We start from the raw sequence: 22,463 nt of genomic DNA, 5'->3' as shown, positions 1-22,463 counted from the left end.
GATGCTTGCGTTGAAGAACCGTGCGCTGCATGGCGCCGCGGCGATCAAGCGCTCTTCGTCATACGCAGCGTTGCCCCATGCGCCTTCGAGCTGGCGCGGCTCTCGTGGCCGACGATCGGTCTCGGTTAACTGAGATCAATGCAGCGCCTACTTCCTGGCGCTGTTGATCGGAACGATCATTGTAGCCGCCGTGCCCTGGATAGCGACAGGCTCCCCGTGATCGGTTGAACCCGCCGCCGCGGCTATCGCAAAACTGGCGGCGGTCGAGTCGAGCGACGCGCGACGAGCAAGGGAGCCGTGACCACGTGACGCGCATCGCCGCGGACGCCCTCGATCAGGTCGAGCAGGAGCTCGCCGGTCTGTTCTCCCATCTCACGGTGGCTGATGCGGATAGTGGATAGCGGCGGGTCCACCAAATCTACCAGCGGCATGTCGTTGTGGCCGATCACCGACACGTCTTCCGGACATCGCTTACCCATGTCGCGCAGAGCCTCGTAGACGCCCAGTGCCAGAAGATCGTTTGCCGCGACGATGGCTGTGGCCTCGGGGCGCCGCGCGAGCAGTCTGAGTGCGGCAGCCTTTCCGGCGTCGCGGGTGAATGCTTCGGCTTCTTCGATATCGTCCTCGGTCGGTGCAAAGCCCGTCGCTCTCATCGCGTCCATGAAACCGTGGCGCCGGAGCGAGCCGGTCGATAGCGTTTGCGGCCCTGCGAGATGAAGAATGCTGTGATGTCCAAGTTGGACAAGATGAGCGACTGCGAGCCGCATGCCGGCGACGTCGTCCGAGACCACCGAAGGCACACGCGCTTGCGCTTCCGCGCGATTGACGAGCACGACAGGGACTTTCCAACTCAGACAACGCTCGACCGCGTCGTCCTTGAGGGCGACATTTGCCAGCACGAGGCCATCCACGCGGCGAGCGACGAGCCGTTGAACGATGTCCTCGTCGCCCGACCGCCGTGGCTGTGGATCCGCAACGATCAGCGCGTAGCCGCGCGCCGATAACACGCTTTCAAGGCCGCTGATGATTGGCGAGAAGACAGGATTCGCGATGTCCGGGACGATGATGCCGACCATGTTCGACCGGCCGCTGCGCAGGCTCGCAGCGACCGTATCCGGGCGGTAACCCAGTCGCTCCGCGGCTTCCAGAATGCGGCGCACCACGGCGTCGCCGATGCGCCCGCGGCGGGCAGGGTCGAGCGCGCGCGATACGGTAGACGGATGCACTCCCACCTCGCGCGCAACATCCTTGATTGTCGTCATTCCGGCCATGACCCTCAAATTACGCGTTGTTGTTGACGTGCGCAATCGATTGCGCTACCTGTGCAATCGATTGCGCAAGCCTTTGGCTGGCGCCAACGCAAAATATTGAGGGAGTGGCGATGATCATTACCCGCCAGGAAGACGTTACCCAGGTGGTGCTCAACGCGATGGGCGGTGCGCCCAATGAGCGGCAGCGCACCGTGATGACCGCCTTCGTTCGCCACTTGCACGACTTTGCGCGCGAGGTCCGGCTGACGGAGGCGGAGTTCGAATTCGCGATCGATTTTTTGAATCGCATCGGCCAGGCGACGAACGACACCCACAATGAGGGCGTGCTCTTCAGCGACGCAGTCGGGCTTTCGACCTTGGTCTGCCTGTTGAACAATGGCCAGGATGGCGCCAGCGAGACTGCGGCCGCGTTGCTCGGACCGTTCTGGCGGGCGAATGCTCCGCGGGTGGAAAACGGTGCCTCGATCTTGCGGTCGCCAACGCCCGGTGCGCCGCTTTTCGTCGATTGCCGCATCACCGATGCGCAGGGAGCGCCGCTCTCGGATGTCCGCGTTGATGTCTGGCAGGCGTCGCCATCCGGAATGTACGAAAACCAGGACGCGGGTCAGGCCGACATGAATCTGCGCGGCGTGTTCGAGACCGATGCGAACGGCCGCTTCGCCTTCCGCTCGGTCAAGCCTGCTGGTTATCCGGTGCCGACTCACGGTCCGACCGGGGAGATGCTGGCCGCGCAGCGCCGGCACCCGTTCCGGCCGGCGCATCTGCATGTGCTTGCCTTCAAGCCGGGTTTCAAAACGCTGATCACGCAGATCTTCGTCGATGATGACGAGCATCTTGAGAGCGACGTCGTATTCGGCGTGACGCGTGCGCTGATCGGCGATTTCCGCAAGGGCGAGGGCGCGCCGCCCGCTCCGGATGTCTCCGGTGAATGGTTCAGCCTCTCCTACACTTTCGTGATGGAGCCCGGCGAAGCCGTGCTTCCGCAACCTCCCATCAAGTGAGCTGTCGATGCCGGATATTCTCGCAAACAAGGTAGCCGTGGTGATCGGCGGTTCGGGCGGCATTGGCGCCGCGGCCGCGCAAGCCTTGGCCGCTGAAGGCGCCCGTGTCGTCGTCACCTGGCGCTCCGGAGAAGCAGCCGCCAACGCATTGCTGGCCGGCCTTCCGGGCGCGGGCCATCTCGCCAGACGCGCGATCGTTGAAGATAGCGCAACGCTGGTGGCGCTTGCCGGCGAGGTGGAGCGAGCGTTCGGTCGCTGCGATATTCTCGTCAACACCGCGGGCTACACCAGGCCGATCCCGATCGGCGATCTCGACGCGCTGACCGACGAGTTCATCGACGACATGTTCAAGGTGAACTGGCGCGGCCAGTTCGCGGCCATCCGTGCTTTCGCGCCGCTGCTCAAGGCGAGCGGCGACGGGCTCATCGTCAATGTCTCCTCGATCGCGGGGCTGAATGGCGTCGGCTCAAATCTAGCTTATGCGGCGATCAAGGCCGGCATCGATACCATGACCAAGTCGCTCGCGCGGGCATTGGCGCCGGCGGTACGCGTGATGGCAGTGTCGCCGGGCGTCGTGGCCACAGACTTCGTGCCGGGCCGCGATGCGGCCGCACTGGAAAAGGTCGCGGGGACCATCCCGCTCAAGCGTGTTGCGACGGCCGAGGATGTCGGCCGCGCGATCGCGGCCTGCGCCACCCACCTGACCTATTCCACCGGCTCGCTGATCGTCGTCGACGGCGGCCGAGCGTTGTAAGGAGAGACTGATGCGCCCGATGCTCGACAAGATCGTCATCACCTGCGCCGTTACCGGCAACCTGACGCGGCCGGACCAGACACCGCATCTGCCGATCACGCCGGAAGAAATCGCCGACGCCTGCCTCGGTGCCGCGGAAGCCGGCGCGGCAGTCGCGCATATCCATGTGCGCGAGTCCGGCACCGGCGCGCCGTCGATGAAGCTCGAATATTATCAGGACGTCGTGGCGCGCATTCGCGCCCGCAATCGCAACCTGATCCTGAACATCACGACTGGTCCCGGCGGTCGCTTCGTGCCCTCGCAGGACGATCCCAAGGTCGCCGCCGCCGGCACCACGCTGATGAATCCGGAAGAACGCGTCGCCCATATCACGGCGCTGAAGCCCGATATCTGCACGCTCGATCTCAACACCATGAATTCCGGCGGGCAGGTGGTGATCAACACGCCCGGCAATGTGCGCCGCATGGCGAAAGTCATCCGTGCGGCCGGCGTGAAACCCGAGATCGAACTGTTCGATTCCGGCGATATCGCGCTGCTGCACGATCTCCTCGCCGACGGTACGCTCGGCGGCCCGGCGCTCACCTCCTTCGTGATGGGCGTGAAATACGGCTTCCAGCCGTCGCCGGAAACGGTGTTATACGCGCGCGGTCTGCTGCCGCAGGATGCGCATTTCACGGCCATTGGCATTGGCCGCTCCACATTTCCCATGGTGGCACAATCGGTGCTCGCCGGCGGTCATGCCCGCACCGGTCTGGAAGATGCGGTGATGCTCGGCCGCGGCGTGTTGGCGCCGTCGAACGCTGTGATGGTGGACAAGGCACGCCGCATCATCGAGGAACTCGGTGCGCAGATCGCGACGCCCGCCGAGGCGCGCACGCTGTTTGATTTGCCGGGCGCCGCATAACACTGCATTCGAGGATTGAAATGACTGCTGCCGCCAAGACTACCTCCAGCGTCACCGCAACGTGCCTGCGGGTTGCCGCCAAGGCTGATCGCATCGAGAGTGTGGCGCTCGGCATCGAGCAACGCACACTCGCCTGCACCGGGCCGGGCGATGCGCTGGTCGAGATAAAGGCCGCCGCGATCAATCCGTCGGACGCCAAGGCGACGCTCGGTCTGATGCCGCATGCGGTCTTTCCCCGCACGCCCGGCCGCGACTTTGCCGGCGTCGTGATCGATGGGCCGGCCGAGCTGATCGGCAAGGAGGTGTTCGGCTCGTCCGGTCAACTCGGGATCGGCCGCGACGGCACCCATGCCACGCATCTGGTGGTCGAAGCGTCTGCGCTGGTCGAGAAGCCGGCGAACATCAGCCTCGCGGAGGCGGCCGGCATCGGCGTGCCCTTTGTCACCGCGCAGGAAGGCTTTCGCCGTAGCGGTATGCCGAAGCCCGGCGAGACGGTGTTGATCCTCGGTCTGAACGGCAAGGTCGGTCAGGCGGCGACGCAGATCGCGTCGTGGCAGGGCGCCCGCGTGATCGGCGTCGTCCGCAAGGACGAGCTTTATGCCGGCTATGCCCACGGCGAGGTGACCGTCATCGATTCCAGCCGCAATGACGTCGCCGCGACGGTGCGCGAACTCACCGGCGGCAAGGGCGCGGACATCGTCTACAACACCGTGGGCGAACCCTATTACGACGCCGGCACCAAATCGCTCGCGCATCTCGGCCGCCAGATCTTCATCGCCTCCACCAAGGCCACCGTGCCGTTCGACATCTTCGCCTTCTATCGCGGCAAGCACACCTTCTTCGGTGTCGACTCGCTATCGCTGTCATCGCCGGAAGCCGGCGAGATCCTGCGTGAGCTGGTGCCGGGTTTCGCCAGCGGCGCGTTGAAACCGTTTCCGATCAAGCCGGATGCGATCTACCCGCTGGAGCGCGCTGCAGAGGCCTATGTCGCCGTGCTCGGCTCCTCGCGCGATCGTCTTGTTTTTCAGCCGAACGGGTGAAGCCATGCATGTCGTCCGCCTGAACGATGCCCCGCGCTATGAAGCCCCCGGCCACAATGACATGCGGATGTTCCGCCTGCAGGGCCGCGACGCCGGGCCAGGCGATGTGATGTGGCTCGGCATGAGCCAGATCCTGCCAGGCGGCGGCATTACGCCCTCGGCCTCGCCGGAGGAGAAGTTCTACGTCGTCCTCGAAGGCGAGGTGACCTTCGAGACGCCGGATGGCATCGCCACCCTGGGCACCTGGGATTCCTGCCGCATCGCGCCGAACGAGACGCGCGCCCTGCGCAACGAGACGAAACGACCGGCGGTGGTGTTGCTCGCAATGCCACTGCCCAACACCGCAAGAGGCTGAAGGCCCGGCACTCAAATACTCCAGGGAGAAACAAATGGACCGCCGACAATTCCTAATCGGCTCTGGCCTCGCCGCGACTACGGCGCTGATGGGCGGCAGAGCCGTTGCGCAGACTTATCCAAACCAGCTGGTACGCCTTATCGTGCCGTTTTCGGGTGGCAGCATCACCGACATCCTTGCCCGTTCGGTTGCCGAGAAGCTGACCGCGAAATGGAAGCAGCAGGTCATCGTCGAGAACAGGCCGGGCATCGCGGGCGTCAGCAGCGTCGCCAAGGGACCGGCCGACGGCTCGCAGATCATGCTGACCTCAAACGGCCACAGCGTGGTCGGCGTGGTCAACAAGAACCTCAACTTCGATCCGATCAAGGATTTCGCTGCGATCAGCCGTGTCGGATCGACGCCCTCCATCCTGATCGTCCCGCCGGATGCACCGTTCAAGACGCTGGTCGAACTGATCGCCGCAGCGAAGGCCAAGCCGGATTCGCTGAGCTACAGCTCGGCGGGGGTCGGCAGTGCCACCGGCATCGCGGCCGAGCTGTTCAGGAATCTCACGCAGACCAAAATGGTGCTGATCCCGCACCGCGGACTGCCGGAATCCCAGATCAGCATCATGCGCGGCGACACCTCGGTTGCCTTCACCTATTTCGGCGTCGGCGGTGATCTCATCCAGTCAGGCAAGCTGCGCGCACTGGCAGTGACCGGCAAGAGCCGCATGGCGCAACTGCCCGATGTGCCGACCTTCGCCGAGGCGGGGCTTCCCGAATTCACCTATGATAGCTGGTTCGGCCTGCTCGCCGCCGCCGCCGTACCCAAGCCGATCGTCAACCAGATCGCGCGCGACGCCGCCGAGGCGCTCAGCGATCCGGCCCTGATCAAGCAATTCGCCGGACAGGGCGTCGATATCGCGAGCTCGACGCCGGAAGCTTTCGAAACGGAGCTTCGCAACGATGCGGAGCGTTATGGCAAGCTCGTCGCGATGTCGACCGACGGGGCGGCCAAGTAAGAAGGCGGGCCTGCAGCACGCGACGTGTCTGCAGGCCTGCTGGTGTTACTTCGCGATATAGGCGTCGGGGGTCGGGCAGGTGCGGTTCTTGTAGGGGACGAGCCAGGGCGCGTAGTTCGCCTTGGTGATAATCGCACCCGGAATCGTGACCTGCTTCGGCGCGCTCTGGCCGCGAATGGCATTGAGGCCCACCGCGGTGGCGACGCAGCCGATCTTGAAGCCGTCAAACTCCGCGATCGCCAGCAGGCTGCCCGCCTTCACGGCTTCAACTGCCTCCGGCACGCCGTTGATCGAGACCACAGCCACGTTCTTGCGGCCGGCGGCATTGAGCGCCTCGATAGCGCCGAGCGCGGACGCGTCGGCAGCGGCGATCACGCCGTCGATGGTGCTGAACTGCTGGATCAGGTTTTCCATCGTCTGCATGCCGAGCAGGCGCTGGAAGTTGGTGGGCTGGGAGGCCAGTATTTTGATGTTCGGATAGTCCTTGGCCGCGGCGTCGAAGCCGCGCTTGCGCTCGTCGCCCGTGGTCGAGCCCTTGACGCCTTCGAGGATCACCACATTGCCCTTGCCGCCGAGATGGTCGAACAGGGTCTTGGCGATGTCGTAGCCGAGCTTGTAATCGTCCTGGCCGACGAAGGAGAGGTAGGGGGCGTCGCCGCCGCGGTCGTTGTAGTTGATGATCGGGAGGCCGGATTCGATCAGCCGCTTGATCGTCGGCAGTTGCGCCTTGGCGTCGATCGGCATGAACAGCATCAGATTGGGCTTGGTCACGCCGACATCTTCGAGCTGCGACATGCCCTCGGTGATGTTGTTCGGTTTGGTCGGCGTGTAATACTTGACCGTCGCGCGCATCTTCTCGGCCATCTGCGCGACGCCGGCGCGCACACCCTCGAAATGCGGGTCCACCTGGTTCTTCGTGAAGGCTGCGATCGTTTCGCCATCGGCGCGCGCGGCCGAATTGAACAGGGTGCCGCAAATGACGGCGGCAAGAACGCATCGGATAGATCTGGTGGTTCGCATGATGGCCCCTCTGGTTGTGAATGACGAGACGTGTGGAGAACGGATGATGCCGGGTCTATGAGCTCCCTGATCGGCGTCTGCTCAAAGCGAGGTCCGCGAGAATGGCGATGAGGACAACCGCACCGTTGACGAAGGGATGCCAGGTCGCGGCGACATTCAGCAGATTAAGACCGTTGACGATGATGGTGAGCAGGATGGCGCCGAGCACGGTACCGACAATGTTGCCGCTGCCACCGAACAGCGACGTGCCGCCGACAAGCACGGCCGCGATGGCGGGGAGGAGCAAGGGTTCGCCGATTCCGGGCTCCGCGGCATTCAGGCGCGCCAGGTAGACCAGCGCCGCGATGCCGGCCGTCAGGCCGCTGAGCACGTAGAGCAGCAGCCGGCGACGCTCGACCGGGACGCCGGACAGCAGCGCGGCAGTCTGGTTGGCGCCCATGAAATACGCCTCGCGGCCGAAGGTCGTACGGTGCAGGAGGATGCTGCAGGCGAGACAGACTAGAAGCGTGATCCAGATCGGCAGCGGAACGCCGAGGAAGAAGCCGGTGCCGAAATAGCGAAACGACATGGGCATTCCGTAGATGGTCTGCCCGGCCATGAACCAGTAGGCGATGCCCTGCGCCACCCACAGCATGCCGAATGTCGCAAGGAAGGGCGGCAGCCGCAGGCGGTTGATCATCAGCCCGTTGGCGAAACCGATCAGCGTGCCGGCACCGATGGCAACGGCGACGCCGTACCACGGATTGCCGGTGGTCTTGATCGCCGCTGCCGCGAGACAGGCCGACAGCGTCAGATTGGCGCCGACCGACAGATCGAGGCCGCCGCCGATGATGACGAGCGTGAGACCGGACGCGACGAGAAACAGCAGGCTCGCCTGCCGCAACATGTTCAGGAGATTGCTCAGCGAAGCGAATCCCGGATCGACCGCCGTCAATGCGCCGGCAATCAGAACGATCAGCACGAGCCGGCCGAGCAGGGCCGCAGCGTCGGGGGAGAGGGACGACGGGCGGATATCGAGCGTTGCCGGGACCGTCATGCCGCACGCCTCACGAATTGCTTGCGCGCCTGGTCGATCAGCAGCGCGAGAATGAGCAGGAGGCCGATGCACACGACCTGCAGCGACGAGTCGATGGAGAGGATGTTGAGGCCGTTGCGCAGCACGGTGATGGCGAGCGCGCCGAGCACGGCGCCGAACAGCCAGCCTTGTCCTTTTTCGAAGGATGTGCCGCCGAGCACCACCGCGGCAATCGCCTCGAACTCCATGCCAATGCCGACGGTCGGATGCGCCGAATTGGTGCGTCCGATCAACAGCACCGCCGAGAGACCGATGATCGCGCTGCCGACCACATAGACCGCAAGGTGGACGAGATTGGCGCGAATGCCGGCAAGACGCAGCGCGTCCTTGTTGCCGCCGATGGCGATCACATAGTTGCCGAGCCGCGTCCGGTACAGCAGCAGCCACAGCGCGGCATAAAGGGCGGCCGCGATCGCGATCGGCAGCGGGACGAACCAGAGCTGCGAGCGATAGAAGGTTTCAATGGCCGGCGTGAAACCGCCGACCGGATCGCCATTGGTGAGCACCAGCGCAATCCCTTGCATCAGCCCCATCGTGCCGAGCGTGACGACGAAAGCGGGCAGCGCGAGATAGGCGATCAGAATGCCATTCAGGGCGCCGAAAACGGTGCTGACTGCGAAAGCTGCCGCACAGGCGGCAAACACGCCCCATCCGGCGAGAAGCGCCTCGGCGACGATGACGCCGCTCAGCCCGAGCAGGGCTCCGGCCGACAGGTCGAGACCCTCGGTCAGAATGATGAGCGTCATCGGCAACGCGATCATCAGCAGCAGCGAGGTCTGCAAGCCGACATTGACGAGATTGGTCTGGGACACGAATCTCGGATTGACGAGCGTGAACAGTGCCAGCATCAGGATCAGCAGGAGGCCGGCGCCGGGGATGGCGCCAAGCAACTGGCCTATGCCGGACTTTCGCTGCAGTGGGACCGAGACGCTCATTGATGCACCGCCAGTTCGAGGATGGCCCGTTCGGTCAACTGGTCGCCGGCAAGATGCCCGACGATGCGGTGGTCGCGCATGACATAGGCGCGGTCGCAGAGCTGGACGAGCTCCGGCAGCTCCGAACTGATGACGACGACACCGGCCCCGCCTTCCACCAGTTGATCGATCAGGCGATAGATCTCGGCCTTGGCGCCGACATCGACGCCGCGCGTCGGCTCATCCAGCAGGAACAGTTTGGCTCCCGCGGCCAGCCATTTGGCCAGCACGACCTTCTGCTGGTTGCCGCCACTGAGGGTGTGGACGCTCTGGCGCGTACCATGCGCGGCAATGCCGAGCTGTGCGATCAGCCCGCGTGTGTCCCGCTCCGCCCTGGCTGGCGAGAACCAGCCGGAGGCGAAGCTGCGCCACAGCGAAGCGACCGTCGCATTGTCGCGGACATCGAGTGGCAGCGCCAATCCCTCCCGCTTGCGATCTTCCGGGAGCAGGGCCATGCCCGCACGCACCCGCCTGTCCGGTGTGGCCGGCGCGCGCGATCCCGACAGAGAGATCTCGCCGCTGGCGATGGGATCCGCGCCGAACAAGGCGCGAACCACTTCGGTTCGACCGGACCCGACCAGACCGGCAAGCCCCACCACCTCGCCGGCGAGAATTTCGATGGAGATGTCCGACAGTTTGGCCGTGCTTACATCCCTGGCGAACAGGATAGGCTCGCCGGGCGCGCGTGGCGTCCGTGCAAGCTGCGATTCCGATGCCCTCCCGATCATCGCGCCGACCATCTCGGCCTGGCTTTTCTGATCGCGCAGCACGCTGGTCACGACGGCGCCGTCGCGCAGGATGGTGATGCGATCGCCGAGCATCTGCACCTCCTTCATGCGATGGGAGATGTAGACGATGGCGACGCGCTTCTCCGTCAGTCGCGCGATGGTTTGAAACAGGCGATCTGATTCACGCTCGGAGATCGCGGCCGTCGGCTCGTCCATCACGAGCACCCGCGCGTTCTGCGAGAGCGCCTTGGCGATCTCCACCATCTGCTGCTGGGCAACGCCGAGGTCGGCGGCATGGGAGCGAGTGTCGTAGTCAAGCCCGAGATCGTCGAGGATGATGCGCGCGGCTGCATGCATGGCCGCGGAATCGACGAGACCGAAACGGCTGAATGCGGCTTCGCGACCGAGAAAGATGTTCTGGGCAATGTCGAGATACGGGACCAGCGAGAATTCCTGGAAGATGACGGCGATGCCAAGCGCGCTGGCATCGGCCGGGCGGGCGACTGCGACCCGGCGGCCCTCGATCTCGATGTGACCCCGATCGGCCGCATAGGCGCCGTACAGCGTCTTGATCAGCGTCGACTTTCCCGCGCCATTCTGGCCGAGGATGACATGCACCTCGCCGGCATAGACGTCGAGCGATACGTTCTTGAGCGCATGCACACCGGGAAAGGACTTATCGATACCGACCAGACGCAGCAGCGGCGCATCGGCTTCGCTTCCGGTCGCTCGCGGCACAGATCCTGTTGGGGCGTGCAGCGAGCCGCCCCCTTGCTCATTCTGAATTTCAGTGCCGTGCATCATTGTCGGCCTCGTTCGGCCCGATGACCCGGGGCCGGCGGGAGGTCACATCCGGTCTATTTCTGCACGGGAATGGCGGCGATCATGTCGAGCTCGACACGGGCGCCCTGGGTCGAGAGCTGGTTGATGCAGATGGTGGTGCTGGCCGGTGTCCAGTCGCCGAAATATTCCTTCATCACCTTCACCATACCGTCCTGGTCCCGGATGTCGGTCAGGTACTTCGTCACCTTGACGACGTCGGTCCAGGCGAGCCCTTCGTGGTCCAGGATCGACTGGATCGTCTGCATGGCCCGGTGGGTCTGGTCCTCGATCGAATTGGGGTGGTCATGCTCTTCGAGGACGTGCGGATGCTTGTGATAGAGCGGCGAGGGCGTCGCCCCGGAGATGAACAGCATGCCGCAGGGCACTTCGACGCGGATCGCGGGCGCATAGGGCATATCGGGCTTCCGCTCCGGCATCGTCTGGATTTCCTTGACGTGCGGATTGGATGGCGATGTCGCAAAGGCCGGCTTGGCTGTCATGGTCGTTTCCTCGATGGCGGACGTTGGTCGCTCTGGGACCTTCTCGCGAGGTGGCATCCGGCCGCCCCGTCATGGAGCGTGAGGTCAAACTATCTTTGAGTCAAGATAAAATATCTTTTCACAAAGATAGATGGATTTGCATCTATTCGGTGCCCCGTGCCTATATGCTGGTCGGCATGACCACCGATTCGATTGATGAGATCATTGCGGGCTGGGGCCGGAGGCGGCCCGACCTCGACGCCGGCCACCTCGATGTTGTCGGGCGGATTGTCCGGCTGTCCGTGCATATGCGCAGCGCCATCGAGCCGGCGCTCGAGGAGCAGGGCTTCAATTGGGAACTGTTCGATCTGCTCCTGACGATTTACCGTCGGGAGGCTGACAGCAGCATCGGCGTTCGACCGACCGACCTCTATGCGGAATGTCTTCTATCGTCGGGAGGCCTCACCGCGCGGTTGCGGCGCGCCGAGCAGGACGGTTTCATCATCAGGCGCCAGGATCCTGATGATGGACGGGGCGCAAGGATCACCCTATCGGCCAAGGGCAGGAACGCGGTCGATAAAGCTATCGCTCGGCACTTCAGTCTATCCCGTTCGGTCGACGGAGTATTGACAGCCAGCGAGCGTCAAACACTCACGCGCCTGTTGCGCAAGCTCCTGATTGCAGCAGAGCGGCCGGGTCCGTGAACGATGACACGTGAAGGATCCCCGGGATTGTGGAGGGCGCCGGCGGTGTGCGAGGCCTTTGTCAGCGGACCTTCGATCAGGCGGCGATCGGCTATGCTCGCTCAGATTAAAAGGCGTTGCAGCGGAATGCTCAGCTTTAGCCTAAGACCGTTTCTCAGCCAGTCATGCTCGATCCGGCCTCCCAGTTCTCCGGTCACACTGCGGTCGATGAGAGTGCTGCCAAAGCCGCGAGTCTGCGGTTTTATATTGATTTCGGGCCCGCCAGTTTCGTCCCAGTTCAGACTGAAGTAGTCACCGTTCGCGTCCCATGTGACATGGATCGAACCATCCGGCCGAGACAGGGCCCCGTATTTGACCGCATTCGTCGCCGTCTCGTGCAGCACTAAAGCAAGGCCCGTCACGGCCTTTGCTCCCACCGGCACATTGGGTCCGCTTATGACGATGCGGTCAGGTGAGCCATCTTCATAGGGCTGCAGCACTGTGCGCACCAGCGTGTCCATCGTTGTCTGTTCGCTCTCGTGCTCGGTACCCATGATACCTGGACGGACAAGATCCTTGGCCCGCAACAGCGCGTCCAGTCGGCCACGAAGGGCTTGAGCCATCTCCTTTGGGCTTCCGGCACTCCGAGCACTCAGACTGATCATTGAGTGGAAATTGGCGAAAATGTTCTTTACTCGGTGATCCGCTTCGCGAGCGAGCAACCGTTGACGCTCCTGTGCGTTCTTCTGATTGGTTATGTCGATTACCACGCCTACGAAGCGATCCGGCTTGCCATTATCGGCACACAGGCACTCGCCACGCATCTCGACCCAGCGGATACTCCCGTCTTTCTGAAGAAGGCGGTATTCCTGAACATACTTTTCCTGGGTGAGGACGGTGTGATTCACAGCATCGGCGATCCGCTGAACATCCTCGGGATGAATGCCAGCCAGATACTCCGACAACGGGGCACCCTTATCTCCTTTGGCAGGATCGACCGAGAACATTTCAGCAAATCGCGCGTCGGAATAGAAAGTGTCGGACTGCACATGCCAAGCGAACGTACCCACCATCCCGGAAGCGTTCAGAGCTTGCCGCAGTCGCTCCTCGGTGATGGCTAAAGCTCGCTCTGCCAAAACCTGTTGCGTTGTTTCTACGACAATGGCGAGAACGCCTTCTGGACGACCATCGTCGCCCAACACCGGGCTGTAATCGAGGTTCATCCAGACCTGCTCAGGAACTGCTGAACGATGAAGGGTGAGTTCTTTGTTGCGGTACGAGAGCGTACCCCCGCTCAAGCCGACCTTCATCACGTTGTCGTTGAAGTCGGCCACCTCGGGCCAACCTTCGCGCACCTTTGACCCGAACAGGAGGGGATGGCGTCCTCCGGCAAAAATAGAATAGGCGTCATTGTAGATCATGATGCCGTCCGGTCCCCACAGCAGCACAATGGGAACCGGGGAGCGCAGCAGTACGCTAACCGTGGTCTTCAAGCTTTCGGGCCACTCGGAGAGTGGTCCCAAGCCCGCGTTGGGCCAATCGAGCGCACGAATAAGAGCGCCATTTTCACCGCCGCCGAACGGGAAGGATTCATCAGATACCGAGCCCTTCACGGCCACTCCCCTTGATGCTGTTGGGACCTGTTCCAGTTCGGCGGAACACAGCTATCCCTCACCATTTTAGCCGCGTTCACAACAGTGGGAAATGACTAAAGCCAGTCTCAATGGCTGCTTTGGGTCCAAGCTGGCCCGGGCGGGACGGCCGCTCCTGGCGCGAAGCCAACTTTGCCAGTAGCGGCGCAGTCTTTCTTGAGTCCTGTATTTTTCAGCGCGCTCTGTCGCGATGCGATGAATGATCCCGCCCGGCTGTGCGACATACGATGAAGGAGGGCACGTGATTGGTGCGAAGCGGTCGTTGTGGATGCGTGATGTTTGCGGATCGTTCTGCCGGCAATCGCCGAGGACAATCGAAGGCAAATCAGTGGCAGGTGGTGGGCGCACAAGGGATCGAACCTTGGACCTCTCCCGTGTGAAGGGAACGCTCTCCCGCTGAGCTATGCGCCCGGGATGCCGTCCAGACCAAAAGGCCGGGCGATAGGGCCCGGCGGGACTGACGTTAGTGGCGCGATTTAGGGAATAGGGGGCGGGGGTGTCAAGCGAACCCTGCCGCAAGTCCGCACAATAAGTCTCCCATCCGGCCGGTTGGGCCGATCCGGGTTCCCCCCGGGGCGGTACTAGCCGGGTTGCGAGGCGCGGGACGCGTGGGACTGCAGCGCCCGGATCCGGTCGGCGAGGGTGCTGTTGGGGGCAAAACCTGCGTCATTGGCCGGGCGCGGCTGGCTGGCGGGCGCCGGTTCGGCGGCCAGGATCGCCTCGATGGGCGAATTCGGCCCTTCCAGCGTCATCGCCATCTTGGCGACTTCGGCGGCGATGTCGTTGATGCGCTCGCGCAGCAGGGCATTTTCCATGCGCTCGGTGGCCCATGCGCTTTCAGCCTGCTGGTGGACGCCGTTGAGGTCGCGCTGCAGCCTGGCGCGCTCCTCGCGGGCAGCGGCGAGCTCGGCCTCCAGGGCGGCCTTTTCGGCGCGCAGCTTTTCGATAATGGGCGATCCCTTGGCGCCGTTCATGGCGGCGAGTTCGACACGCAGATCGCGTGCGATCTGTTCGGCGGCCTCATTGGCCTGACGCAACTGGCTGTTCTCGAAATCGCGCTCGGCCAGGATCTTGGTCTGGGTCGAGAGCTGGCTCTCGAGGTCGGTGACGCGGGCGCCGAGCTGTTCGGCTTCGCGGACCTGGATGGTGAGCTGCTGATCGAGATCCGTCACGCGCTGGCTGAGATTCTCGACCCGGGCGCGGGCTTCGGTCAGTTCGCGCGTCGCGGTGTCGGATTCGCCGCGCTGCAGCTCCAGCCGGTGCTGGGTGGTGGCGAATTCCTGTTCGGCATCGCCGACGCGGCCCTTCAATTCCTCGACCTGCGCCCGCACGGCGATGAGCTCGACCTGTCGGCTGTCGGCCACCATGGAGCGGTCGGAGAGTTCGTGAGTGAGCCTGGCGAGTTCGGCCTGCTTGTCGCTCAAGGCCTGTTCGGCGGCGCGCAGCGATGCCGCCTTGGCGGTGAACTCGGCTTCGGTGACGCCGAGTTTTTCCTTCACGGCGGCTTCGCGGGCTTCCAGCGCGAAGATCGTCGCGTTCTTTTCGCCGAGTTCGAGCTTCATGCGGTTGATGGCGTCGGACTTCTTGCCGAGTTCGGCGAGCTGGCTGGTGGTCTTGTTCTTGAGCTGGTCGACGCTCATTTCCAGCCGCCGTGCCGCCATGGCGAATTCCGCGCGCAGCTGGTCCTTGTCGGCCTGGATTTCCGCCATCGACAGCGGCGTGGCGGCTTCGAGACGGCGGGTGGTGAGGCGGACGGCGCGGTTATGGACCAGTGGCATGACCATCAGGCCACACAGCATCGAGACCAGAAAACCGATCGCCAGATACATGATCGGCTCAACCATGACGAATGCTCCCACGCATTAAAATGCAGCGGTTACCATGCCATGGCGGGCCGGGCAAAGACAGCGTAACGCCGCGTTAACCTTTATTCGGCCGCTCAGAAGCGCTTGATCGAGGACTGCCGGAGCGCCGGGTCTAGAACGGGTTCCAGGTCGCGGTGGGGGTATATTTGAGATAGCCGATATTGGCACCGAGCCGCAGGCCGAGACCCGAGCGGATCGGGACCAGCACGATATTGTTGGCGGTCAGCGCCGTCATGCCGAAGCCGCCGATGATATAGGCGGAGCCGTCGATGCCGGCGAAGCGCTGATAGATCGCCTGGGTCGCCGGCAGGTTATAGACCAGCGTCATGGTACGGGCGCCGTCGCCGCCCCAGTCGAAGCCGACCGAAGGACCCTGCCAGTAGACGCGCAGATCGCCGGCATTCTTCGTATAGAGCGTGCCTTCGCCGTAACGCAGGCCTGCCACAATCGCGCCGCTGCCTTCCTCGCCGAGAATATAGCCGTTCGGCAGGCCCCACTGGCTGACGGCCTTCTCGATTACCGAGGCGAGGCCGCGCGAGACGTTGCCGAAGAAGCGATGCCCGGCCGTCATGAGTTCTTCGGACCGATAGGTGTCAGGTGCGCCCTGCTGGACGCGCGGCCCTTGCTGCGCAGAGGCCGGCGAGAAGGCGAGCGTGAACGTGGCTAGCGCCAGCGCTGCCAGGCGTGATGCGAAGGTCATGAAAAGAACCCCTGGTATTTCAAATTTGCGACCGCGAATTTAACCGGATGCTGAGAAGCACGGTCTAACTCTGCAGTCATTGTCCCCGACTCCCTATACTATCGGTATGAACTATGACGGCACAACGGCGGGAATTGTCAGGCTGGAGCCGTGGAATTGCCTTGATTCTGCTGCTGGCGGTCACGGTTGTCCCCTCTCGAGCAATGGCCGCGACCAGCGAGCGCATTGTCACTGACCGGTATACGGGTCTCGCGATCGGCGGCTTCGATCCGGTGGCCTATTTCACCGAAGGCCGGCCGACGCTGGGGCAGCCGGATTTCGAACTGTCGGGGGAGGGCACCGTCTGGCGCTTCCGCAACGAAGGCAACCGCGCGTCCTTCGCTGCGCATCCGGACATCTACGGCCCGCAATTCGGCGGCTACGATCCCGTCGACGTCGCCCGCGGCGTCGCTTTTGCCGGCAATCCGCGTCTGTGGCTCGTCGCGGGCGAACGCCTCTATCTGTTCGGCCGGGAGGAGACCCGCGACGCCTTCGCCGCGGCGCCCGCCAAATACCTGTCTGAAGCGCACAAGCGCTGGCCGGGCGTGCAGGACATCCTGGCGAGGTAGCGCAATGCCTCAGTTGCGCGCGGTCGCCGCGCGATCGCCCCAGGCGATGAATTCCGGCACGATGAAGTCTTCCCGGTTGCCGCCGAAGCGAAGCGCCTTGCCAAAGGTGTCCGTCACCTTGCCGCCTGCAGCCACAACCACGGCATGGCCGGCGGCCACATCCCATTCGCAGGTCGGCGCCAGTCGCGGATAGATGTCGGCCTGGCCTTCGGCGACGCGGCAGAATTTCAGGGCCGAGCCAAACTCCTGTCTCACCGCGCCGGGTCGGCTGGCGATGAAGGCTTCGGTACGGTCGTCGCCGTGCGAGCGACTTACGGCGGCTGTCCATGGCGCGCCTGAGGCGGGCGCCTGTCGCGTCCGGATCGGCGTGACCTTGCGGACGGACAGGTCCGGCGCGAGTTCAACGCGTTCGGCGCCGTGGCCGACCAGCCCGCGCCAGATCAGCCCCAGGGCGGGCGCGCCCACGATGCCCAGCAAGGGTGCGCCATCGACGATCAGGGCGATATTGACGGTGAATTCCTGGCGGCCGGCGACAAATTCCTTGGTGCCGTCGAGCGGGTCGATCAGGAACATGGTGCCGGCATAGGGCGGCGTGGCGAGGTGCAGGCGCTCTTCGGACAGCGACGGGATGCCCGGAAACAGCCGCGCCAGTCCTTCGCCGATTACGTGGTCGGCAGCGAGGTCCGCTTCGGTCACCGGCGAGCCGTCAGCCTTGCCGTCCACATTCATGACCTTGCGGTTGACCCTGAGGATGGCGGCACCCGCCTGAACGGCCAGTTCGGTCAACGGCTCGATCAAAGTGGCCGCGTGCGCGACATCCATGCGAGGAAGCGAATCATTCGTCATCGAGAAGCCTTCATCCTCTGCATCTCATCCCGGTTCATTTCTACGCTTGGGCGTTGCGCCGGTAGACTTTGCCAGCCTTGGTGTGGTCGCGCCACCGTCTGCGGTGTATCTAACCGTAAAGCAAATGCTTGATTCGCCGTTCATTCTGTGTGGCCCAGGAGCGCATTTCATGTCTGACAACCCCACTCCCGGCGAGGTTACTTTGAGTCTGGCGCCCGATGCCCTCGAACTCGCGGCATTGCTCTGCTCGCGGGTGTGCCACGACCTGATCAGCCCAGTCGGCGCGATCGTCAACGGCCTCGAAGTGCTCGATGACAATCCCAAGCCGGATGACAAAGAGTTTGCACTCGATCTGATCCGCAAGAGCGCCAAGACTGCGTCCGCCCGCCTGCAGTTCTGCCGGCTCGCCTTTGGTGCCGCCGGTTCGGCTGGCGCGCAGATCGATCTCGGCGACGCGCAGACCATGTCGCGCGGTCACCTCGAAGACGCCAAGACCAGGATCGAATGGAATCTGCCGCGGCTGCTGCTGCCGAAGAACAAGGTCAAACTGCTGCTCAATATGCTGGTGATCGCCCAGCAGACGATTCCGCGCGGCGGCGTGCTCAAGGTCGATGGCATCGGTGAGGGCGAGCCGCAGGGCTTCAAGGTCACCGCTGCAGGCCTCAACGCGCGTCTGCCGCAGGCCATCGTTGACATGCTGGCCTCCGAACAAGTTGGCAGCATCGATGCCCACGCCGTGCAGCCGTATTACACGCGTCTGCTGGCACAGGCTTGTGGCCTCAAGGTGACCCTGGTTCCCGAAGGCGACGCCATCGTCGTCTCCGCGGCCTGATCGCGAACTCATTCAACTCTTAATGAACTCTTTACGGATCCGCCGCCCGGCGGGTCCATAAACCCGCATGCGTATAGCTAATCGCTGCGTTCATTGTTTTTGGGAATGCTCAACTAATATTAAACGCTTTGCAGTGAAAGTAGCCAGACTTCGAAAGGCGTAGCGAAAGTCGCGCGCCTCGAGTGTGAAGGCCTATTTTCATGGATGATCTTCTCCGCGAGTTTTTGACGGAAACCAACGAGAGCCTGGATACGGTTGACAATCAGCTGGTCCGCTTTGAGCAGGACCCGAATAACGCGAAAATTCTCGATAATATTTTTCGCCTGGTACACACCATCAAGGGCACGTGCGGATTTCTCGGCCTGCCCCGTCTCGAAGCCCTGGCCCATGCCGCCGAGACGTTGATGGGCAAATTCCGCGATGGAATGCCGGTTACCGGAGAGGCGGTTACGCTGATCCTCACGACGATCGATCGCATCAAGGAAATTCTCAGTCAGCTCGAAGCCACGGAAGTGGAGCCTGAAGGCGTCGACGAAGATCTGATCGGCGAACTGCATCACATGGTCGAAAAGGGCATGGAATCGATGACGGAATCTGCTCCTCCGATCGTACCGGCCGCGCCTGCCGCTGCGGAGCCGGCCCCGCTGGTCGTTCCGACCCTGGAGCGCGAGCTGCGTCCCGGCGAAGTCTCGCTCGAAGAGCTTGAGCGCGCCTTCCAGGAAACCGCCATCGAAGTTGTATTGCCTGTAGTGGCTGCTGCGGCCGTCGCGCCGCCGGCTCCGGTTGCCGAGAAGCCTGCTGCTCCCACGGCTGCTGCGCCCAAGGCTGCTGCCCCGAAGCCCGCCGCCAAGAAGACCGCTGTCGAGGTCGAACAGCCAGAAGCTGACAAGGTCGCAAACCAGTCGATCCGCGTGAATGTCGACACGCTCGAACATCTGATGACCATGGTCTCGGAACTGGTGCTGACCCGCAACCAGTTGCTGGAAATCAGCCGCCGCCACGAAGACACCGAATTCAAGGTCCCCCTGCAGCGCCTGTCCACCGTGACCGCCGAACTGCAGGATGGCGTCATGAAGACCCGCATGCAGCCGATCGGCAATGCCTGGCAGAAGCTGCCGCGTATCGTGCGCGATCTGGCCGGCGAACTCGGCAAGCAGATCGAGCTCGAGATGCACGGCGCCGATACCGAACTCGATCGCCAGGTGCTCGACCTGATCAAGGATCCGCTCACCCACATGGTGCGCAACTCGGCGGATCACGGCCTCGAAACGCCGGCTGAGCGCGCTCAGGAAGGCAAGCCGGAGCAGGGCACCATCCGTCTGTCCGCCTATCACGAAGGCGGCCACATCCTGATCTGCATCGCCGACAATGGCCGCGGTCTCAACACCGAGCGGATCAAGGCGAAGGCGATCTCGAACGGTCTGGCCACCGAAGCCGATATCGAGAAGATGTCGGAAGCCCAGATCCACAAGTTCATCTTCGCACCGGGCTTCTCGACTGCGGCTGCCGTCACCAGCGTCTCCGGCCGCGGCGTCGGCATGGACGTGGTGCGCACCAACATCGATCAGATCGGCGGCACCATCGACATCAAGTCGGTCGCCGGCGAGGGCTCCAGCGTCACCATCAAGATCCCGCTCACGCTGGCCATCGTGTCGGCGCTGATCGTCGAAGCCGGTGGTGATCGCTTCGCGATCCCGCAGCTCGCGGTCGTTGAGCTGGTGCGCGCGCGCGCCAATTCCGAACATCGCATCGAGCGCATCAAGGACACCCCGGTGCTCCGTCTGCGCAACAAGCTGCTGCCGCTGATGCATCTGAAGAAGCTGCTGCAGATCGATGACGGCAGCTCGGCCGATCCGGAGAACGGCTTCATCGTCGTGACCCAGGTGGGCAACCAGACCTTCGGTATTGTCGTCGATGGCGTCTTCCACACGGAAGAAATCGTCGTCAAGCCGATGTCCACGAAGCTGCGTCACATCGGCATGTTCTCGGGCAACACCATCCTGGGCGATGGCGCGGTGATCATGATCGTCGATCCGAACGGCATTGCACAGGAGCTTGGTGCCCTGGCATCCAACGCCCACGAGATCGCCGACGAGAACGCCGCGATGCGCGCGATGAATGCAGAACAGCTGACCTCGCTGCTGGTGTTCCGCGCTGGTTCCGCACAGCCCAAGGCGGTGCCGCTCGGTCTGGTCACGCGTCTCGAAGAAGTGACCGTTGACAAGGTCGAACTGTCGAATGGCCGCTACATGGTCCAGTACCGCGATCAGCTGATGCCGCTGGTGCAGATGGAAGGCGTGACCGTCCGTACGTCGGGCACCCAGCCGATCCTCGTTTTCGCAGACGACGGCCGCTCGATGGGTCTGGTCGTCGACGAGATCGTCGATATCGTCGAAGAGCGCCTGCACATCGAAGTCGCAAGCGGTCGCGAAGGTATCCTCGGCTCCGCGGTCATCAAGGGATTGGCCACCGAAGTGATCGACGTCGGCCACTTCCTGCCGATGGCGTTCGCCGACTGGTTCTCGCGCAAGGAAATGCGCGTGTCCTCAACCGCCCAATCGGTGCTGCTGGTGGACGACTCCGCGTTCTTCCGCAACATGCTCTCGCCCGTGCTCAAGGCTGCCGGTTACAAGGTGCGCGTCGCCACCAACGCGCAGGAAGGTTTGACTTTCCTGCGTTCAGGTCAGGAGGTCGACGTGATCCTCACCGACATCGAAATGCCCGACATGAACGGCTTCGAATTCGCCGAAACCGTCCGGGCGGATCAGAGGCTGAGCCACACGCCGATTATCGCGCTGTCGGCGATGATCTCCCCGGCGGCCATCGAGCGCGGTCGCCTCGCAGGCTTCCACGACTATGTCGCCAAGTTCGATCGCCCCGGCCTGATCGCCGCGCTGAAAGAACAGACCGCTGACGTTCGCCAGGCTGCGTGAGGGAAATCGCAATGACCAGCACCACGACGACCACCACCACCACCAAGGCTCCGAGCGCTGACGGCGCGATCACCGAATATGTGACCACCATGATCGGTGGACAGCTGTTCGGCATGCCGATCTCGCGCGTGCAGGACGTATTCATGCCGGAGCGCCTGACCCGCGTGCCGCTGGCCTCCAGCGATGTCGCCGGCGTGCTCAATCTGCGTGGGCGCATCGTCACTGCGATCGACATGCGTTCGCGTCTTGGCCTGCCGAAGAACGAAGACGGCAAACCGCCGATGGCGGTGGGCGTCGATCTCCGCGGTGAATCCTACGGCTTGCTGATCGATTCGATCGGTGAAGTCCTCAAGCTCGCCGATGAGAGCCGTGAAGTGAACCCGGTCAATCTGGATCCACGCATGGCCAAGATGGCCGATGGTGTCCATCGTCTCGATGGTCAGCTGATGGTCGTGCTCGACGTCGATCGTATTCTTGAAATCTCGCCTGACAAGCTGGCTGCCTAAGACCGGCATTTGGATCATTTTGTCCGCGGTGGAAATGAGGCTCACATGAAGACATGTCTGGTTGTCGATGACTCCAGTGTCATCCGTAAGGTCGCCCGTCGGATTCTCGAAGGTCTCGATTTCGAGATCACTGAAGCCGAAGACGGCGAGAAAGCGCTCGAAATCTGCAAGCAGAACCTGCCGGACGCAGTTCTGCTCGATTGGAACATGCCGGTGATGGATGGCTACGAGTTCCTGCGTAACCTGCGCCGCATGCCTGGCGGCGACGTTCCGAAGGTCGTGTTCTGCACGACGGAGAACGACGTGGCCCATATCGCGCGCGCTTTGCACGCCGGCGCGAACGAATACATCATGAAACCGTTCGACAAGGAAATCGTGTCGGCGAAGTTTCAGGAAGTCGGCCTGATCTGAT

At 63.3% G+C, this 22,463-nt stretch carries 22 protein-coding genes and 1 tRNA gene; 12 read left to right on the top strand and 11 right to left on the bottom strand.

All coding sequences use genetic code 11. The annotated features are described in order from the left end of the window. Positions 1 to 242 precede the first annotated feature (242 nt). Positions 243 to 1,262: a LacI family DNA-binding transcriptional regulator gene (locus AC1RLZ_RS13070; protein ID WP_493188970.1), complete on the bottom strand. Its 1,020-nt coding sequence runs from the start codon at positions 1,260 to 1,262 to the stop codon at positions 243 to 245. Positions 1,263 to 1,381: 119 nt separating this feature from the next. Between AC1RLZ_RS13070 and AC1RLZ_RS13065 the strand changes: the two genes are divergently transcribed. The 6 genes from AC1RLZ_RS13065 to AC1RLZ_RS13040 are packed head-to-tail and all read left to right on the top strand — an operon-like array spanning position 1,382 to position 6,328. Beyond that, a complete protein-coding gene (locus tag AC1RLZ_RS13065; RefSeq protein WP_493188969.1) occupies positions 1,382 to 2,272 on the top strand; it encodes a dioxygenase family protein in 891 nt (296 codons plus the stop codon). Between the two features lie 7 nt (positions 2,273 to 2,279). Further along, complete coding sequence (locus tag AC1RLZ_RS13060; RefSeq protein ID WP_493188968.1) at positions 2,280 to 3,026, top strand: SDR family NAD(P)-dependent oxidoreductase; 747 nt, start codon at positions 2,280 to 2,282, stop codon at positions 3,024 to 3,026. 19 nt (positions 3,027 to 3,045) lie between these two features. Further along, on the top strand, positions 3,046 to 3,930 hold the full coding sequence (locus AC1RLZ_RS13055) for a beta-keto acid cleavage family enzyme (RefSeq protein WP_493189133.1): 885 nt from the start codon (positions 3,046 to 3,048) through the stop codon (positions 3,928 to 3,930). Between the two features lie 20 nt (positions 3,931 to 3,950). Further along, complete coding sequence (locus AC1RLZ_RS13050; protein WP_493188967.1) at positions 3,951 to 4,970, top strand: quinone oxidoreductase family protein; 1,020 nt, start codon at positions 3,951 to 3,953, stop codon at positions 4,968 to 4,970. A gap of 4 nt (positions 4,971 to 4,974) precedes the next feature. Next, positions 4,975 to 5,325 carry a cupin domain-containing protein gene (locus AC1RLZ_RS13045; protein ID WP_371420618.1) on the top strand — a complete coding sequence of 117 codons (351 nt, stop codon included), beginning with the start codon at positions 4,975 to 4,977 and terminating at the stop codon, positions 5,323 to 5,325. 34 nt (positions 5,326 to 5,359) lie between these two features. After that, positions 5,360 to 6,328, top strand: a complete 969-nt coding sequence (locus tag AC1RLZ_RS13040; RefSeq protein ID WP_371420619.1) for a Bug family tripartite tricarboxylate transporter substrate binding protein — start codon at positions 5,360 to 5,362, stop codon at positions 6,326 to 6,328. A gap of 45 nt (positions 6,329 to 6,373) precedes the next feature. Here the strand turns inward: AC1RLZ_RS13040 and AC1RLZ_RS13035 are convergent, their stop codons facing one another. From AC1RLZ_RS13035 to AC1RLZ_RS13015, 5 genes are read right to left on the bottom strand one after another with little or no spacing between them, the layout of a single operon-like run. Then, positions 6,374 to 7,348, bottom strand: a complete 975-nt coding sequence (locus AC1RLZ_RS13035; protein WP_493188966.1) for a sugar ABC transporter substrate-binding protein — start codon at positions 7,346 to 7,348, stop codon at positions 6,374 to 6,376. Between the two features lie 55 nt (positions 7,349 to 7,403). Beyond that, on the bottom strand, positions 7,404 to 8,384 hold the full coding sequence (locus AC1RLZ_RS13030) for an ABC transporter permease (RefSeq protein WP_493188965.1): 981 nt from the start codon (positions 8,382 to 8,384) through the stop codon (positions 7,404 to 7,406). After that, positions 8,381 to 9,358: an ABC transporter permease gene (locus AC1RLZ_RS13025; RefSeq protein ID WP_493188964.1), complete on the bottom strand. Its 978-nt coding sequence runs from the start codon at positions 9,356 to 9,358 to the stop codon at positions 8,381 to 8,383. The genes AC1RLZ_RS13030 and AC1RLZ_RS13025 overlap by 4 nt, the downstream gene beginning before the upstream one ends. Further along, on the bottom strand, positions 9,355 to 10,926 hold the full coding sequence (locus AC1RLZ_RS13020; protein WP_493189132.1) for a sugar ABC transporter ATP-binding protein: 1,572 nt from the start codon (positions 10,924 to 10,926) through the stop codon (positions 9,355 to 9,357). The genes AC1RLZ_RS13025 and AC1RLZ_RS13020 overlap by 4 nt, the downstream gene beginning before the upstream one ends. A gap of 56 nt (positions 10,927 to 10,982) precedes the next feature. Next, positions 10,983 to 11,447 (bottom strand): RidA family protein, encoded by a 465-nt coding sequence (locus AC1RLZ_RS13015; RefSeq protein WP_493188963.1) that lies wholly within the window; start codon positions 11,445 to 11,447, stop codon positions 10,983 to 10,985. 71 nt (positions 11,448 to 11,518) lie between these two features. Between AC1RLZ_RS13015 and AC1RLZ_RS13010 the strand changes: the two genes are divergently transcribed. Then, complete coding sequence (locus AC1RLZ_RS13010; protein WP_493188962.1) at positions 11,519 to 12,130, top strand: MarR family winged helix-turn-helix transcriptional regulator; 612 nt, start codon at positions 11,519 to 11,521, stop codon at positions 12,128 to 12,130. A 101-nt stretch (positions 12,131 to 12,231) separates the two neighbouring features. Here AC1RLZ_RS13010 and AC1RLZ_RS13005 read toward each other — a convergent pair whose 3' ends face one another. The 4 genes from AC1RLZ_RS13005 to AC1RLZ_RS12990 form a co-directional block, all read right to left on the bottom strand. Continuing rightward, entirely contained in the window at positions 12,232 to 13,722 is a 1,491-nt protein-coding gene (locus tag AC1RLZ_RS13005) for a PAS domain-containing protein (protein WP_493188961.1), read from the bottom strand. 375 nt (positions 13,723 to 14,097) lie between these two features. After that, positions 14,098 to 14,172: transfer RNA gene (locus tag AC1RLZ_RS13000), tRNA-Val, on the bottom strand. Between the two features lie 170 nt (positions 14,173 to 14,342). Further along, on the bottom strand, positions 14,343 to 15,605 hold the full coding sequence (locus AC1RLZ_RS12995; RefSeq protein WP_493188960.1) for a hypothetical protein: 1,263 nt from the start codon (positions 15,603 to 15,605) through the stop codon (positions 14,343 to 14,345). Between the two features lie 133 nt (positions 15,606 to 15,738). Then, entirely contained in the window at positions 15,739 to 16,326 is a 588-nt protein-coding gene (locus AC1RLZ_RS12990; RefSeq protein ID WP_371420628.1) for a DUF1134 domain-containing protein, read from the bottom strand. Positions 16,327 to 16,439: 113 nt separating this feature from the next. Here AC1RLZ_RS12990 and AC1RLZ_RS12985 point away from each other — a divergent pair, with 113 nt between their 5' ends. After that, complete coding sequence (locus tag AC1RLZ_RS12985) at positions 16,440 to 16,934, top strand: YHS domain-containing (seleno)protein (RefSeq protein ID WP_493188959.1); 495 nt, start codon at positions 16,440 to 16,442, stop codon at positions 16,932 to 16,934. A gap of 9 nt (positions 16,935 to 16,943) precedes the next feature. Here AC1RLZ_RS12985 and cysQ read toward each other — a convergent pair whose 3' ends face one another. Then, complete coding sequence (gene cysQ / locus AC1RLZ_RS12980; RefSeq protein WP_493188958.1) at positions 16,944 to 17,780, bottom strand: 3'(2'),5'-bisphosphate nucleotidase CysQ; 837 nt, start codon at positions 17,778 to 17,780, stop codon at positions 16,944 to 16,946. A gap of 169 nt (positions 17,781 to 17,949) precedes the next feature. On the opposite strand from cysQ, the gene chpT reads away from it, so the two are divergent. The 4 genes from chpT (at position 17,950) to AC1RLZ_RS12960 (ending at position 22,462) form a co-directional block, all read left to right on the top strand. Next, entirely contained in the window at positions 17,950 to 18,612 is a 663-nt protein-coding gene (gene chpT / locus AC1RLZ_RS12975) for a histidine phosphotransferase ChpT (RefSeq protein WP_493188957.1), read from the top strand. Positions 18,613 to 18,812: 200 nt separating this feature from the next. Continuing rightward, entirely contained in the window at positions 18,813 to 21,545 is a 2,733-nt protein-coding gene (locus AC1RLZ_RS12970; RefSeq protein ID WP_493188956.1) for a hybrid sensor histidine kinase/response regulator, read from the top strand. A gap of 11 nt (positions 21,546 to 21,556) precedes the next feature. Next, positions 21,557 to 22,051, top strand: a complete 495-nt coding sequence (locus tag AC1RLZ_RS12965; RefSeq protein ID WP_493188955.1) for a chemotaxis protein CheW — start codon at positions 21,557 to 21,559, stop codon at positions 22,049 to 22,051. A 45-nt stretch (positions 22,052 to 22,096) separates the two neighbouring features. Next, entirely contained in the window at positions 22,097 to 22,462 is a 366-nt protein-coding gene (locus AC1RLZ_RS12960) for a response regulator (protein ID WP_068737128.1), read from the top strand. The last annotated feature ends 1 nt before the right edge of the window (position 22,463 follow it).

The organism is Tardiphaga sp. GW822-FHT04G09 (genome assembly GCF_058800725.1).
Note: the sequence above shows the minus strand (reverse complement) of the source record. Positions and strands in the feature narration are given on the sequence as shown.

Excerpts from the sequence above, each read along its gene's own strand:
- AC1RLZ_RS13070 (WP_493188970.1), bottom strand. The coding sequence starts at position 1,262 with ATGACGACAATCAAGGATGTTGCGCGCGAGGTGGGAGTGCATCCGTCT.
- AC1RLZ_RS13065 (WP_493188969.1), top strand. The coding sequence starts at position 1,382 with ATGATCATTACCCGCCAGGAAGACGTTACCCAGGTGGTGCTCAACGCG.
- AC1RLZ_RS13060 (WP_493188968.1), top strand. The coding sequence starts at position 2,280 with ATGCCGGATATTCTCGCAAACAAGGTAGCCGTGGTGATCGGCGGTTCG.
- AC1RLZ_RS13055 (WP_493189133.1), top strand. The coding sequence starts at position 3,046 with ATGCTCGACAAGATCGTCATCACCTGCGCCGTTACCGGCAACCTGACG.
- AC1RLZ_RS13050 (WP_493188967.1), top strand. The coding sequence starts at position 3,951 with ATGACTGCTGCCGCCAAGACTACCTCCAGCGTCACCGCAACGTGCCTG.
- AC1RLZ_RS13045 (WP_371420618.1), top strand. The coding sequence starts at position 4,975 with ATGCATGTCGTCCGCCTGAACGATGCCCCGCGCTATGAAGCCCCCGGC.
- AC1RLZ_RS13040 (WP_371420619.1), top strand. The coding sequence starts at position 5,360 with ATGGACCGCCGACAATTCCTAATCGGCTCTGGCCTCGCCGCGACTACG.
- AC1RLZ_RS13035 (WP_493188966.1), bottom strand. The coding sequence starts at position 7,348 with ATGCGAACCACCAGATCTATCCGATGCGTTCTTGCCGCCGTCATTTGC.
- AC1RLZ_RS13030 (WP_493188965.1), bottom strand. The coding sequence starts at position 8,384 with ATGACGGTCCCGGCAACGCTCGATATCCGCCCGTCGTCCCTCTCCCCC.
- AC1RLZ_RS13025 (WP_493188964.1), bottom strand. The coding sequence starts at position 9,358 with ATGAGCGTCTCGGTCCCACTGCAGCGAAAGTCCGGCATAGGCCAGTTG.
- AC1RLZ_RS13020 (WP_493189132.1), bottom strand. The coding sequence starts at position 10,926 with ATGCACGGCACTGAAATTCAGAATGAGCAAGGGGGCGGCTCGCTGCAC.
- AC1RLZ_RS13015 (WP_493188963.1), bottom strand. The coding sequence starts at position 11,447 with ATGACAGCCAAGCCGGCCTTTGCGACATCGCCATCCAATCCGCACGTC.
- AC1RLZ_RS13010 (WP_493188962.1), top strand. The coding sequence starts at position 11,519 with ATGGAGCGTGAGGTCAAACTATCTTTGAGTCAAGATAAAATATCTTTT.
- AC1RLZ_RS12995 (WP_493188960.1), bottom strand. The coding sequence starts at position 15,605 with ATGGTTGAGCCGATCATGTATCTGGCGATCGGTTTTCTGGTCTCGATG.
- AC1RLZ_RS12990 (WP_371420628.1), bottom strand. The coding sequence starts at position 16,326 with ATGACCTTCGCATCACGCCTGGCAGCGCTGGCGCTAGCCACGTTCACG.
- AC1RLZ_RS12985 (WP_493188959.1), top strand. The coding sequence starts at position 16,440 with ATGACGGCACAACGGCGGGAATTGTCAGGCTGGAGCCGTGGAATTGCC.
- cysQ (WP_493188958.1), bottom strand. The coding sequence starts at position 17,780 with ATGACGAATGATTCGCTTCCTCGCATGGATGTCGCGCACGCGGCCACT.
- chpT (WP_493188957.1), top strand. The coding sequence starts at position 17,950 with ATGTCTGACAACCCCACTCCCGGCGAGGTTACTTTGAGTCTGGCGCCC.
- AC1RLZ_RS12970 (WP_493188956.1), top strand. The coding sequence starts at position 18,813 with ATGGATGATCTTCTCCGCGAGTTTTTGACGGAAACCAACGAGAGCCTG.
- AC1RLZ_RS12965 (WP_493188955.1), top strand. The coding sequence starts at position 21,557 with ATGACCAGCACCACGACGACCACCACCACCACCAAGGCTCCGAGCGCT.
- AC1RLZ_RS12960 (WP_068737128.1), top strand. The coding sequence starts at position 22,097 with ATGAAGACATGTCTGGTTGTCGATGACTCCAGTGTCATCCGTAAGGTC.